This window comes from Pedobacter africanus (assembly GCF_900176535.1).
Classification (GTDB): domain Bacteria; phylum Bacteroidota; class Bacteroidia; order Sphingobacteriales; family Sphingobacteriaceae; genus Pedobacter; species Pedobacter africanus.
In genome coordinates this window covers 2,331,421-2,345,434 of sequence record NZ_FWXT01000001.1, presented here as the reverse complement: position 1 = coordinate 2,345,434, position 14,014 = coordinate 2,331,421, and the positions used below count along the sequence as shown (strand labels likewise).

Below are 14,014 nucleotides of genomic sequence, written 5' to 3'. Positions count from 1 at the left end.
TATAACTACTCTGCCGACTTTATCAAATTTTTTAAGAAGTGTATCTCACTTAATTATCGAAATTAAACGCCTGGAACATAAAATAAGCTATTGCGCAAACGGTTGATCAGTAATGAGAAGCCTCCGTAAAAAAAATTAAAGAATTTTTATTTTATATTTATAAATGAAGTAACCAACCAAACCAAATGACAGAAAATAAAGGTTTAAAGAAAACACTTACCCCTTTTATGTTATGGGGCCTTGGCGTAGGCTATGTAATCTCGGGCATGTATTTTGGATGGAACCTTGGCCTGGAAAAGGGCGGTACCGGAGGTATGGCCGCTGCCACGCTCGTCATCATGCTCATGTACGTTACTTTTACCTTTAGTTATGCCGAACTGGCCTGTGCCATTCCCAAGGCGGGCGGAGTGTTCGACTATGCCAGCAAGGCCATGGGAAAAGACATAGGCTTCATTGCCGGTATCGCCCAGATTGTAGAATTCATTTTAGCGCCCCCGGCCATTGCATTTGCCATAGGGGCTTATTTCAATGCCTTTTTTCCGGGAGTACCCATTTTAACCTGCGCCATCTCTGTTTACCTGGTCTTTACCGCCCTCAATGTTTACGGGGTTAAGGCTGCAGCGTCCTTCGAGGTGGTCATTACCGTATTTGCTGTGGGCGAGCTGCTTTTATTTTCGGGGCTGGCAGCACCAAAATTCCAGCTGGCCAACCTTACCCAAAATGCTTTCCCCAATGGCTGGCAGGGGATTTTTGCCGCCATCCCTTTTGCCATCTGGTTTTTCCTGGGCATAGAAGGCATTGCCAATGTAGCCGAAGAAACCAAAAACCCCCAGAAAGACATCAGCAAGGGCTTTGGCTGGGCCATACTTACGCTGGCCATTCTGTGTGTGCTCATTTTTGTCACCGCAACAGGCATTGCAGGCTGGGAAGCTATTGTCTATAAAAACGGGGTTAGCGGAGAAACTTCCGATTCCCCTCTGCCGCTTGCCCTGGCAAAAATAACCGGCAACACCCATATGATGTACCACCTGCTGATCACCGTCGGGCTGTTCGGCCTGGTGGCCTCCTTTCATGGGCTTATCCTGGCTGCCGGCCGTTCTACCTACGAAATGGGCCGGGTGGAGCATATCCCTGCTTTTCTCGGTAAAATCTCTCCGCGCTTCCATACCCCGGCCAATGCACTTATCGGCAATATGCTCATCGGCATCCTGGCCCTCTTATCGGGCAAAACGGCTGAGATCATCATCATTTCCGTATTTGGCGCCCTTACCCTGTACATTATTGCCATGCTGGCCATCCTCATCCTCCGTAAAAAAGAACCTTTACTGGATCGCCCTTTCCGAGTGCCTTTTTACCCGGTTTTTCCGATAGTTTCGCTAGGTATTGCAGCAATATCCATACTGGCCATGTTTATTTTTAACCTTAAACTGGGCCTTGTTTATTTTTCCATCCTGCTCATCACCTTTTTATTGTATAAAATTTTTAAACCAGGTAGCAAATGACCATACCAGAAATTTTAGCTTATGTAAAGAAACACCCATCCGGAAAAGTAAAAGTGGCCGTGGCCGATATTGACGGCGTATTGAGGGGAAAATATATTGCAGCCGAGAAGTTTGCGTCTGTTATTGAAGGGAGGCTGGGCTTTTGCGACGTTACCTTTGGCTGGGATATGGGCGACGTAGCTTACGACAATGTTAAATATACCGGATGGCATACCGGTTATCCCGATGCACAGGTGCAACTGGACCCCGCCACATTCCGTAAGGTGCCCTGGGAAAACGATGTGCCTTTCTTTCTTGGTGATTTTGTAGATGAACAGCACCGCCCGGCCTACACCTGTCCGCGCCAGCTGCTCCGAAAGGTGCTTGTTGATGCAGAGAACAGTGGCTATACCCCTTATTTTTCCCAGGAATTTGAGTGGTTCAATTTTGCGGAGACACCCGAAACGGCCAATCAGAAAGATTTCCGCCAGCTCAACCCGCTCAGTCCGGGCATGTTTGGTTACTCCATCCTTCGCAGTACGCTGAAGAATGAATACATGAGCGATCTTTTTGACCTGCTGTGCAGGTTTGACATCCCCATAGAAGGCCTGCATACCGAAACCGGCCCTGGTGTTTACGAGGCTGCCATTAAATATGCCGGGGTCCTGGCAGCGGCAGACCAGGCCGTGCTGTTTAAAACGGCTGTAAAGGAAATCGCCTACAAGCATGGGCTTATGGCCACCTTTATGGCCAAGATCAGTGAAAACCTTCCGGGCTGTAGCGGGCATGTGCACCAGAGCTTATGGGATAAAAGTTCTAAAAAGAACCTATTCCACGACGAAAAGGACGAGCGTAAAATGAGTGCGCTGATGAAGAGCTATATTGCCGGGCAACTGCATTGCCTGCCCGAAATTTTGCCCATGATTGCACCGACCATCAACAGTTATAAGCGGTTGGTAGAAGGCGCATGGGCACCCACTACCTTAACCTGGGGTATTGATAACCGCACAGTTGCCTTAAGGGCCCTGCCCGGCAATGCCAAAGCCAGCAGGCTCGAAACACGGGTAGTGGGCTCCGATACCAATCCTTACCTGGCCATGGCTGCCTGCCTTGCTGCGGGTCTGTACGGTGTTCAGCATAATATGAAGCTTGAAAAAGAAGCCACAACAGGCAATGGCTACAGAGACCTCTCTAATGGGGTACTCCCGCAAAACCTTCATGAAGCTACACAAAGAATGAAAACTTCTGCATTGGCCAAAGAACTGTTTGGCGATCAGTTTGTTGAACATTTTACGTTAACAAGAGAATGGGAGTGGCGGCAGTATGCCAGGGTAGTAACCGATTGGGAGCTGAAAAGATATTTTGAAATTATATAATGCGCCAGTATGACATTTGATAAAGTATACCAGTACAATTTCCCCACTACCATCCGTTTTGGTGCCGGGGCTATTAAAGAATTGCCAGCTTACCTGCAGCAGCACGCACTGAAACGGGCACTGATCGTAACCGATCCGACCATTGCAGCGCTTCCCTTTTTCAGGACCATCATTGCCGATCTGCATGCTGGCAGCATCTCTGCCGAGGTGTTTAGTGATATCCATAAAAACCCGGTAAAAAGTGATGTATATAAAGGAACCGAAATCTGGGACGACACCGGCAGGGATTGTGTAATTGGCATAGGCGGAGGCGCTGCGCTGGATGTGGCCAGGGCAATCGTACTGCGCACCAGTCACCGGGCAGACCTGTTTAAATACGATGACCTGATAGGCGGCGATGTGTATGTAACCAATGAAGTGCCGCATTTCATCACTGTGCCAACCACTGCCGGAACCGGGAGTGAGGTGGGCCGCAGTGCCATCATTGCCGATGATGAGACCCATCAGAAAAAAATCCTTTTTTCACCAAAGCTGATGGCCAAAATTGTATTTGCCGATCCGCTGCTGACCATGGAATTGCCTCCTTTTATTACCGCCGCTACCGGAATGGATGCGCTTACGCATAATATGGAAGCTTTTTTAGCCAAAAACCCACATCCCCTGTGTGATGGGATTGCACTCGAAGGCATTTCCCTGATTAAGGATGCCCTGGAGCAGGCCGTAAACAAACCCGATTTGCAGAGCCGCAGCAAAATGCTGATGGCCTCCATGATGGGCGCCATTGCCTTTCAAAAAGGACTAGGTGTGGTACATTCCCTTGCCCATCCGCTCTCTTCTCTTCTGGATACCCACCATGGCCTGGCCAATGCCGTCAACATTCCTTATGGCATGGAGTTCAATGTGGCAGGCTTTGAAGATAAGTTCAGGCGTATAGCGCGGGCACTGGAGCTTAAAGAAGAGACGGGACAAGCCGTAGTGCAATACCTTTTCGACCTGAACAGCAAAATAAATATTCCACATCACCTCTCAGATATAGGTGTAAAACCAGAACATATTGATAAATTGGCAGACATGGCCCTTGCCGATTTTGCCCATCCCAACAATCCAAAGCCGGTAAGCAGGGAAGACTTTAAGCAGCTGTATCTAAAGGCACTTTAGAGCGCGGTTAAGAGCGATTGAATGCGTTGAGGGTAACTGAACGCAGGTGTAAAAAAGGATTATTGTAATGAAAAAGAAAATAGGAATAAGCTATTCGGAAGCAAACTTCCAGAACTACTGGAACTGGTTTACGCCGGCCGAGCTTGGAGAGGACATCGAGCTGATCGAACTTTCCTTTCAGAAGAACAACCGGGAAGACATTAAAAGGTGTGATGGCTTTGTACTAACCGGAGGCATTGATGTGTTGCCGGCCATATACGGCGGGGCCGAAGAATATCCTTATATGCCCGAGCGGTTTTTGCCCGAGCGCGACGAGTTTGAGCGGCTCATTTACAAGTATTCGCAGGAAGCAAAAATACCGGTACTGGGCATATGCCGGGGCATGCAGTACATCAACATTATGGAGGGTGGAAAAGTGTTTGAAGACAATGGCGAAAAACTCCATAAATTCCATAAAAAAGAAAGCGAAGACAAGGTCCATGAGGTCATCATCAACACCCACAGCTTACTGTATGCCATAACAGGCCAGAAACGCGGTCAGGTAAACAGCGCCCATCACCAGGCCGTAAACCCCAATGCCCTTGGCGAAAACCTGATGGTAAGTGTATATGCCGATACCCCGAACCCCATCATAGAAGGGTTGGAGTTTAAAGACAAAACGGGCAAGGCCTTTATGATTGCTGTACAATGGCACCCCGAAAGAATGAAGGAAAAGGAGCAAAACCCTTTATCCCAAAAAATTAAAGAACAGTTTATTAAGGAAGTCAAAAATCATAAACGATGAACATAGTAAATCCCGCTACTGAAGAAATTATCACTACTGTAAAAGAAGACGACAGCAAATCCTTGTCACACAAACGCAACCTGCTCAAAATGGGACAGAAAAACTGGGCAGCTAAAACTTTACAGGAACGTAGGGCCGTCATCGCAAAGTTTTATGAACTGCTGGGAGTAGAAAGAGAGCAGCTGGCAGCCGTGCTGACCTCAGAAGTAGGCAAACCCCTGCAGCAATCCCGTAACGAGATCAATGGTGCCCGTAACAGGATCAGCTGGATGCTGGACCATGTAGAGCAATACCTTTCTGATGAGCAGGTAACGGATGCCGATGGCTTAAAAGAACAGGTGTCTTATGAGCCCCTGGGTGTCATCTGCAACATTTCGGCATGGAACTATCCTTACCTGGTAGGGGTAAATGTTTTCATCCCGGCCCTACTGGCCGGAAATGCGGTAATGTATAAGCCTTCAGAATATGCTACGCTTACCGGGCAGGAAATAGACCGCCTGCTAAAGCAGGCCGGATTGCCCGAAGACGTATTTAAAATGGCCATAGGCGGCAAAGAAACCGGCGAGCATTTGCTGGACATGAACTTCGACGGCTATTTCTTTACCGGATCTTATAAAACCGGCAAGCACATTTATGAACGTGTAGCGCCAAAAATGGTGCCCTGCCAGCTCGAACTGGGGGGCAAAGACCCATTATATGTGGCCGATGATGTAAAAGATATCAATGCTGTGGCTGCGGCTACAGCCGATGGGGCCTTTTATAACAATGGCCAGAGTTGTTGTGCTGTAGAGCGTATTTATGTGCATGAAAAGGTGTACGACGATTATATAGCCGCTTTTGTAAATGAAGTGAAATCCTGGAAAATGGGCCCACCAACACAGGATGGCGTGTATATAGGTGCCCTTACCCGAAAAGAGCAGCTGGATGTACTGGAGCGCCAGGTTAAGGAAGCTCAGGAAAATGGAGCTGTGTTGCTGGCGGGCGGTAAACGGATAGCAGGGCAGGGTTATTATTTTGAGCCTACCGTACTCACCCAGGTAACCAACCACATGAAGCTGATGCAGGAAGAGAGTTTTGGGCCCATCATCGGTATCATGAAAGTAAATGACGATGCCGAAGCCACCTATTTAATGCAGGATACGGCTTATGGCTTAACGGCCTCGGTTTATTCAGCCAGCATGGAAAGGGCAAAACAGATCCTGAAGCAGATCGACTCCGGAACCGGTTACTGGAATTGCTGCGACAGGGTAAGTGCCGGACTGCCCTGGAGCGGCAGGCGGCATTCGGGCATTGGCTCCACCTTATCACACCAGGGGCTAAGGGCCTTTACCAAAACTAAAGCCTGGCACCTTAAATCTTAAAGCTATCCTTATGAACGCAAACTGGGAAAAATTCTTTAACATCATTCAGAAACCCGAACGGATGATCATCGGACTGATGTCTGGCACCTCTATGGACGGGCTAGACATTGCCTTATGTGCCTTATCGGGCAGTGGCACCCAAACCAGGGTAAGGCTGGTCCAATTCAAAACGGTTGCTTATACCAATGAGTTTAAGGCAGAAATAAAGGCTATTTTTTCGCGCAGGGACGCAGACCTTCAAATGGTTTGCCTGATGAACGAAAAGGTGGGCCTGGTGCATGCCAATATGATCCTGGAAGCTATCGCTTCCTGGGGGCTGAAACCAGAAGATGTAGATGTCATCGCCAGCCATGGCCAAACCATATTTCATGCGCCCCAATCGCTGCATGGGCTTAAAGAGTATCCCAATGCCACCTTACAGATTGGCGATGGCGACCATATTGCCGTTAGAACAGGCATCATTACCATTGCCGATTTCAGGCAGAAACACATTGCTGCAGGTGGCGAAGGCGCTCCCCTGGCCGTATATGGCGATTACCTGCTCTTCTCTAAAACGGGCGAAGACCGCATCATGCTCAACATAGGCGGCATAGCCAATTTTACCTATTTACCGGGCGATAACGACGCTGCCAAAGTGTTCTCTACCGATGTTGGGCCGGGAAATACCCTGATGGACCAGTTTGTACAATGGCACTATAAAGGATTGTATTTTGATGAGGATGCGCGTATTGCTACCGCAGGAACAGCAAATGACGCACTTTTAAAAGCACTGATGCAGTCAGAATTCCTGGAAGCAGACTTTCCCAAAACAACCGGGCCAGAGCTTTTCAATCTTGAATATTTAGCGGAAGCGCAACAGCATTCAGGAACGGAAAACATCAGCAACGAAGACGTTATGGCTACACTTTGCCGTTTCTCTGCCGATGTGATCATCAATGCCATTGAAAAATGTTTCGGGAAAGGCCGCACCCCTTCAATTTTTGTGAGCGGGGGCGGCATGCATAACCCTTTACTGTTAAACAGGCTAAAGGGAGTCCTTAAAAATGCCAGCTTTTTCTCTACCAACGAGCTCGAAATTAATCCCGATGCCAAAGAGGCCGTATTGTTTGCTATACTGGCCAATGAAACCATGGTAGGCAATAAAACCAATTTCGGCGACAGGGAGGGGGTGCCATCAGTAAGCATGGGCAAAGTTTGTTTGCCCGAATAGTCAGATTAAAGTCAAATATTTTGGGTTTTGTAAAACATTATGTTGGTATAAGGTGTATTAACTGAAATAAACCAAATAAATGTATGAAAAAACTCTACAAACAGAGGTGCCGCAAAATCAGGCTGATTTTCTGGGTGCCTATTCTTGTGCTGGTTTTTATTCAAAACGTAAATGCACAAAACAAGCGCTACACCATTTCAGGAAAAGTAACCGAAGGTAGTTCCAGTATCGGAATTCCCGGGGTAGTAGTTAAAATACAGAATACAAATGCGGCCATGGCCAGCAACGGCGAAGGTAAGTTCAGCCTTTCGGCCGATCTGGCCCCCGGCAGTTACCAGGTGGTATTCTCTTCTATCGGGTATAAGTCACAAACCAAAACCGTTCAGCTGGGCGCCAGTGCCCAGGTTACAGTGAACGGAGAGCTGTCAGCAGATAACATCGGGCTAGACGAGGTTATCGTAACAGGTACCTCGCAGGGAACCACCCGTAAACAGATGGGTAGCTATGTTACCTCTGTTAAGGGCGATGACCTGGTGAAAGCCCCCAGCGGAAACGTATTGTCTTCCTTACAGGGTAAAGCGCCCGGCGCACAGATCAGCCAGAACTCTGGAGATCCTGCAGGCGGAATGTCTGTAAGGCTAAGGGGGGTGAGTTCCATCAATTCAGGCTCAGATCCGTTATATATCATTGATGGGGTAATTGTAAACAATGCCACTGCCCGTGTAACCAATACTTCGGCCAACTATGACGGTGGTGGTAGCGGTGTTGGAGGCAATGGAAACTTTGTAGGCGCCATAGGCCAGAACAGGATGGTAGACATCAATCCTAATGACATTGAACGTATAGAGGTCTTAAATGGTGCTGCTGCTGCGGCCATTTATGGTTCAAGGGCAAATGCCGGTGTAATCCAGATTTTTACCAAAAGAGGAACCAGCGGCAAGCCCGTGGTTAGTCTTTCTACCAGTTTTACACATAGCCAGCTCCGCAAGCAGGTAGAAACGAACCAGTCGCCGGTTAAGTTTGGCGGAACAGTTGATGCCTTTACACAGGATGTGATCCAGACGGTAGGTACACCTCCCGCATTGCTTACCAATACCACACCGGTAACCAGGTACAATTACCAGGATTATATTTTCCAGACCGCGCTGGGAACAGACAATACAGTATCCCTGGCCGGAGGCAGCGACAATACCAAGTTTTATACCTCACTGGGCTATTTCTCTAACCAGGGTATCATCAAAAACACAGATTTCAAACGCTATAACATGCGGGCCAACCTGGATCAGAAAATTAACGACTGGGCCAAAGTAACCGCAGGGTTCAACTACATCCATAGCGATGCCAATGAAAAACCTGATGGCAACTCTTTTTTCTCGCCAATGAACTCGGTTACCATTATCGGTAACTTTCATGACATCTTTACCAGAGATGCCCTGGGCAACCTGAAATCAGTAGGGGAGCGCGGCAGGGTAAACCCGGTATCGGTAATTGAGGACATCAAACAAAGGCAAACCGTAAACCGTGTAATTGCCAATGCCAAACTGGTATTAAACCCGGTAAAAAACCTGACGGTTGATTATACCATCGGGGTAGACAATACTACGCAGAACGGAACTACATTTATTCCGCCTTTTGCCTATAATGTAAGTACAGGTTTTTACGGTGGCGGACCAACACTAGATCCTTCTCTTAACGGCTACGCAAGTGCGGCCAATAATGTTGCTACGCTGTTCAATCATGAATTGAACTTTACCTATGATGCGAAATTAAGCGATGTCTTTCTGTCTACTACGCAATTGGGCGGTTCTTATCAGTATGAAAAGAACAACTATCTGCTTTCTAATGGTCGCGGGCTTGCACCTTTTGTTCAAAGTGTAAATGGTGCAAGTACCATTTTGCCTAATAATGACGCCAGGCTACAGCAATCTATTAGCGGCGCTTACTTACAACAGAATTTTAAATATAAAGACCACCTGTTCGTAACCGGTGCGGTGCGTGTAGATCAGTCTACCGTTTTTGGGGAGAAAAACCGTACCAAGGCCTATTTAAAGGGTAATGTCAGTTATGTGCTTTCGTCGGCAGATTACTGGAAAGACTTTGGCGCATCAGAATGGTGGGATACCTTTAAATTAAGAGCGGCATATGGGCAATCGGGTAACTTAACCGGAATCGGCCCTTATGCCAGGTTTAATGAATATCTATCCTCTTCTTTCCTTGGCAAAACGGCGCTGGCTTCAAAAATTGAGCTTGCAAACGTTGACGTTGCCCCCGAAAGACAAACAGAACTGGAGATCGGAACAGATATGTCTTTCTTTAAAAACAGGCTAAGCCTGGTATTCAATTGGTATACTAAAAAGGTTGATGAATTGCTTGTTCCGGTGGTTATTGCACCTACCATGGGCTACAGTTCCTTGTTACAGAATAACGGGGCCTTAAAAAACAAGGGTATAGAGATTATGCTTTCAGGAACACCTGTGGCCACAGAAAACTTTAAATGGAATTCGACTTTCATTTTTAACCGTAATAGGAATAAGGCAGAGGGAACAGGTGCCCTGCAGCTCATCACCACCAATCCCGGAGCTCCGGTGGCCATCATCGATGGCGAACCTGTGGGGGTCTTTTATGGTACTTTCTTTGCGCGCAACTCCGATGGGAGTTTGCTGACCAACGCAGCTGGTATCCCTCAGCTGGAACGTGGTATACAAAACTCTACCACTACCTTTACCCCGCAAAGAGGGGCAGACGGCTTGCCTACCGGAACTACGCTGCGTAAGGTTATTGGAGATCCGAACCCGGATTATACCGCATCCTTTGTAAATGATTTTACCTATAAAAAACTTGGCTTACACATTCAGCTTGATGCTTCGGAAGGGGCAGATGTATGGAATGCCGACTGGCGCACACGCCAGGGTGTAGGTAATGGTAAGGTAGCAGAGCAGGAACAAATGGGTTTGTTGCCACGTGGTTATGTGGCGGGTGTGTATGCTACAGAAGAATGGCGGATAGATGATGGTTCTTATGTCAAACTGCGGGAAGTATCGCTCAGCTACAATATCGGGAAAGTGAAGTTTATCCAGGACCTGACCATTAACTTAAGCGGAAGAAACCTGATTTCATGGGACAACTATAAAGGATATGACCCGGAACTGAATTCAGGAGGGCAATCAACCATCCTCCGAAACATTGATTTTGGCTCTGTCCCAATCCCAAGGACGTTCAGTTTAGGAGTAAAAGCTAAGTTTTAATTGAATTAAGGACAAAAATCATATTCTGATGAAAAGAAATTATATATATAAAATAACCTGCACGCTATTGGTGCTGGTTATGATCGCCTCCTGTAAAAAGGAATACAGGAACCCATCCGGTGCAAACTCTGATGATGTGCTAACCACCGCAAAGGGATTGACCGGGGTAACAGTAGGCCTGCAAAGGGTGTATACTGTTGGCCGTTTAGGGGTTTACTTCAATTCAGTATCCACAACAGGTTTTTCAACCAATGAAATCATGCTGATGAACTCAGGAAATATTCCTGAACTGCAGTTGTTCACCGGTGGTAATAGTGTAGATGGTACGAATAATATTCTAACAAACCTGTGGACCTATAGCAATAAGATCATTTTTGATGCAGATAACGTGATCAACAATGCTGCAAACCTGTCCGATCAAAATTATGCTTCCGGACTAATTGCTTATGCCAGCTTGTATAAAGCCCTGGCCTTAGGAAACCTTTCTCAATACTGGGAAAACATACCTTCAGGTATCGGGAAAAATGTAAGCTTTATAAGCAGGGTTGAAGGGTTTAACAAGGCAATTGCGGTAATAGACAATGCACTTGCGGTTATTGCAGCTAAAAATATCAGTTCCGCTTTTCTGGCCAACATGCCTGCCGGGATAGATATTGTGAATAGCTTGTATGCCATAAAAGCAAGGTACGCGCTGTTTGCGGGCAATTATCCGGTAGCTTTGGCTGCAGCAAATAGTGTTGACCTGACTAAGAAGTCGACATTTAACTTCGATGCGCAGACTTTGAACCCGATATTTGAGATTGCTACTTCAACCAATAATGTGTTTCAGCCTACCAATGCCAATCTGGGTTTAACGGGAGCAAATACTCCTGATCCGGCCGATAAGCGCCTTGCCTTTTATACTGTGCCTAATGCTACTGCACCAACTGCACGTTTAGGCGGATTTGGATTAACAAGTACTACAGCCATCCCACTATACCTGCCCGGAGAAATTACATTGATCAAGGCCGAGGTGTATGCCCGTCAGGCAGCGCCGGATCCGGTTAATGCATTGGCAGAGCTAAATAAAGTAGTTACCAAACAACCCGCTGCGGATCCCTTTGGTGTGGGGGCGGGCTTGCCTCCGGTAGTAGTAGTACCTTTAACCCCGGCCAATATCCTGCCGCTCATTTACAAGCACCGCTGTATAGAGCTTTATTTATCCGGTTTAAAACTGGAAGATATGCGCAGGTTTGGACAGCCAAATGCAGACAGGAAACGGAATTTCTTCCCTTATCCTTTTGTAGAGCGCGACAACAACCCGAATACACCTGCCGATCCGGCGTTTTAAATAGGAGATAGAAAACCGGCATCTTTAACAGGTGCCGGTTTTTTTTATGATTGCCGTTACTTGTTAAAACTTCTCAGGTAAGTGCTGTTGCAAATCTCTTTCCTGTTCTCTGCTACAAAAGAGATATAGACCTCCATGCGTTCGTTTAACAATTCTGGTTGCAAAGGCAATTGAGCTGTTCCCTGCCTTCGGCTGGCCCCCGCCAATCCATACACTGCTTTGTGCAGGTCAGGGAAAATAAGCCAGCAGCATCGCCTTGCAGAGTTAACTGGCCTTTCAAAAGGGGAAATCGAATTGCTTTAAGTTTTGCCAGACTGCCAGATACATTAACTTAACAAAGGAGGAAAAGGATATGATCAGCGCAAAAACAAAAGCCAGATGGGACTATTATGCCGCAATAGGAGGTGCAAGAGACGAGGGGGAAGAAATAGGAGAGGCTCGTGGCAGAGCTGAAGGGATTTATCAAAGAACAGTTGAAATAGCGGGCAAGCCTAAAGCTGAAGGCTTCAATCTTGATAAAATAGCTGAATATACTGGGCTCAGTATTAATGAGGCTGAAGCACTGTAAAAAGAAGCTTCAGTAGCATGGTATGTAGTTAGCTGTTTTCTGCGATTAGAAATGCTGATCGGCTAAGATGAACGGAGTTATCGTCAAGAAATCAAGTATTCCAGTAACATAGTTTGGAGTTTTGTGTCAAAAACACAACTAACATCGGAATGAAAAAGATACTAACACTGACTTTCATTTTAACAGCTTTTTTTGCTGTTGCCTTTGCGCAGAATAATAAACCTGGTACAGATTCAGTTAAGCATTACGTACCGGCCCCTTATATTCCCGCGTCGGTAGAGTTGTACCGTACCATTGTTAAAATGGATAGTATCTATTTTGATACCTATAACAACTGTAAGATTGCCAAAATGGATTCACTTACGGCGGATGATATTGAATTCTATCACGACCGCGGTGGTTTTTCTAACTCAAAAAAGGATCTACTGGCCTCCATTCAAAAAAATATTTGCGGTAAAGTGACACGTATTCTCACACCGGGGAGTATTGAGGTCTACGAAATACCTGGATATGGCGCTGTCCAGTTCGGCTATCATAGTTTCCGCAATATCAATGAGCCCGGAGAAAGTCGCCCGAGTAAATTTGTTACCATGTGGCGGTTAAAGGATGGCCACTGGCAGATAACACGGGTGATCAGCTTGCATTAGAGGTTATGGCGCTGGAGGGAAAAAATTAAAAAGTGGAGCAGTGGAATTATCTGATGGTACCACATTATTTAATCATTATTCTACAAAAACAGGACAGTATACTTCGGATATAAATAAGGGCGGTGAAATTTATAAAATAAGAATTAATTCATGAAAGAATACCAAACAATAATAGATGAATATTCTCTAGAGGGATATGATATGTATTCGAAAACAATTTCTCGATCGGAATGGGGAAATTTGGAGATAGGTGAAGAATATTTGAGAAAATATTGGTTGTCTAATGATGATTATGAAAAGAAATGGAAGGCTATTTGGAAAAATGTATTTATTAATCAAAGCTCGGGATTACCTGAGTTAGTTTTTTCTGAAAAGTTTAATATCGTTGCTGTAGAAGGGGGGCGGCTTTTTGTTGAGGAAGATTTCCTTAAACTGCAGGATTGTATTAGAACCATTGGTGATGATTATTTTTTAATAATCGAGAATGATTTTAATGGGGCTTTAAAAGATCCAATGTTCAGAATGAAATTCCCCTCTGATATTTCGTGGAAAGAGCTTAATAGTGGGAACTTTGTGTCGTCAACAATGCTTGAATCAATTCATAAAGAATTTTTCGTTTTTGGCGAAAGTGGCTTATGGGGGAAATATTCTGCAAATGATTATTCCTATCCGTTAGATATAATTGGATTCAGGCCAGAATACAAAGAATTATTTATGGACAAATTTAAGCTAGCTGATGATGAGTGGAGTAATATTCAGAATCATTTGCCAGTAATATACAAAGAGACTATAATAAGACCTTAATAGTTTTATATTTATTCCAAATGAACACCTATTGGGGCATTCGCCCGATG

At 45.9% G+C, this 14,014-nt stretch carries 12 protein-coding genes; 11 read left to right on the top strand and 1 reads right to left on the bottom strand.

Going from position 1 to position 14,014, the window contains the following annotated elements; genetic code table 11:
- Nucleotides 1-185: 185 nt before the first annotated feature.
- From eat to B9A91_RS09600, 8 genes are all read left to right on the top strand, one after another.
- Complete coding sequence (gene eat, locus B9A91_RS09635) at nt 186-1,502, top strand: ethanolamine permease (RefSeq protein ID WP_084238123.1); 1,317 nt, start codon at nt 186-188, stop codon at nt 1,500-1,502.
- Nucleotides 1,499-2,857: a glutamine synthetase family protein gene (locus B9A91_RS09630; protein WP_084238122.1), complete on the top strand. Its 1,359-nt coding sequence runs from the start codon at nt 1,499-1,501 to the stop codon at nt 2,855-2,857. The genes eat and B9A91_RS09630 overlap by 4 nt, the downstream gene beginning before the upstream one ends.
- Before the next feature lie 9 nt (nt 2,858-2,866).
- Nucleotides 2,867-4,015, top strand: coding sequence for an iron-containing alcohol dehydrogenase (locus B9A91_RS09625; RefSeq protein ID WP_084238121.1), 1,149 nt, complete (start codon nt 2,867-2,869; stop codon nt 4,013-4,015).
- A gap of 67 nt (nt 4,016-4,082) precedes the next feature.
- Nucleotides 4,083-4,799: a gamma-glutamyl-gamma-aminobutyrate hydrolase family protein gene (locus B9A91_RS09620; RefSeq protein ID WP_084238120.1), complete on the top strand. Its 717-nt coding sequence runs from the start codon at nt 4,083-4,085 to the stop codon at nt 4,797-4,799.
- Entirely contained in the window at nt 4,796-6,160 is a 1,365-nt protein-coding gene (locus tag B9A91_RS09615) for an aldehyde dehydrogenase family protein (RefSeq protein ID WP_084238119.1), read from the top strand. Before B9A91_RS09620 ends, B9A91_RS09615 begins: the two co-directional genes overlap by 4 nt.
- A 10-nt stretch (nt 6,161-6,170) precedes the next feature.
- The gene (locus tag B9A91_RS09610; protein WP_084238118.1) at nt 6,171-7,370 is read left to right on the top strand and encodes an anhydro-N-acetylmuramic acid kinase; all 1,200 of its coding nucleotides are present in this window, start codon (nt 6,171-6,173) and stop codon (nt 7,368-7,370) included.
- Between the two features lie 83 nt (nt 7,371-7,453).
- A complete protein-coding gene (locus B9A91_RS09605) occupies nt 7,454-10,615 on the top strand; it encodes a SusC/RagA family TonB-linked outer membrane protein (protein WP_084238117.1) in 3,162 nt (1,053 codons plus the stop codon).
- Between the two features lie 28 nt (nt 10,616-10,643).
- Complete coding sequence (locus tag B9A91_RS09600) at nt 10,644-11,945, top strand: RagB/SusD family nutrient uptake outer membrane protein (protein WP_084238116.1); 1,302 nt, start codon at nt 10,644-10,646, stop codon at nt 11,943-11,945.
- Nucleotides 11,946-12,001: 56 nt separating this feature from the next.
- On the opposite strand, the gene B9A91_RS24590 is transcribed toward B9A91_RS09600, so the two are convergent.
- Nucleotides 12,002-12,172, bottom strand: a complete 171-nt coding sequence (locus tag B9A91_RS24590) for a DUF6266 family protein (RefSeq protein ID WP_394334675.1) — start codon at nt 12,170-12,172, stop codon at nt 12,002-12,004.
- Between the two features lie 125 nt (nt 12,173-12,297).
- On the opposite strand from B9A91_RS24590, the gene B9A91_RS09595 reads away from it, so the two are divergent.
- The 3 genes from B9A91_RS09595 (at nt 12,298) to B9A91_RS09585 (ending at nt 13,964) form a co-directional block, all read left to right on the top strand.
- Nucleotides 12,298-12,513, top strand: coding sequence for a hypothetical protein (locus tag B9A91_RS09595; RefSeq protein ID WP_084238115.1), 216 nt, complete (start codon nt 12,298-12,300; stop codon nt 12,511-12,513).
- A 149-nt stretch (nt 12,514-12,662) separates the two neighbouring features.
- Nucleotides 12,663-13,160 carry a nuclear transport factor 2 family protein gene (locus B9A91_RS09590; protein WP_200815626.1) on the top strand — a complete coding sequence of 166 codons (498 nt, stop codon included), beginning with the start codon at nt 12,663-12,665 and terminating at the stop codon, nt 13,158-13,160.
- 150 nt (nt 13,161-13,310) lie between these two features.
- Nucleotides 13,311-13,964: a hypothetical protein gene (locus B9A91_RS09585; RefSeq protein WP_084238114.1), complete on the top strand. Its 654-nt coding sequence runs from the start codon at nt 13,311-13,313 to the stop codon at nt 13,962-13,964.
- The last annotated feature ends 50 nt before the right edge of the window (nt 13,965-14,014 follow it).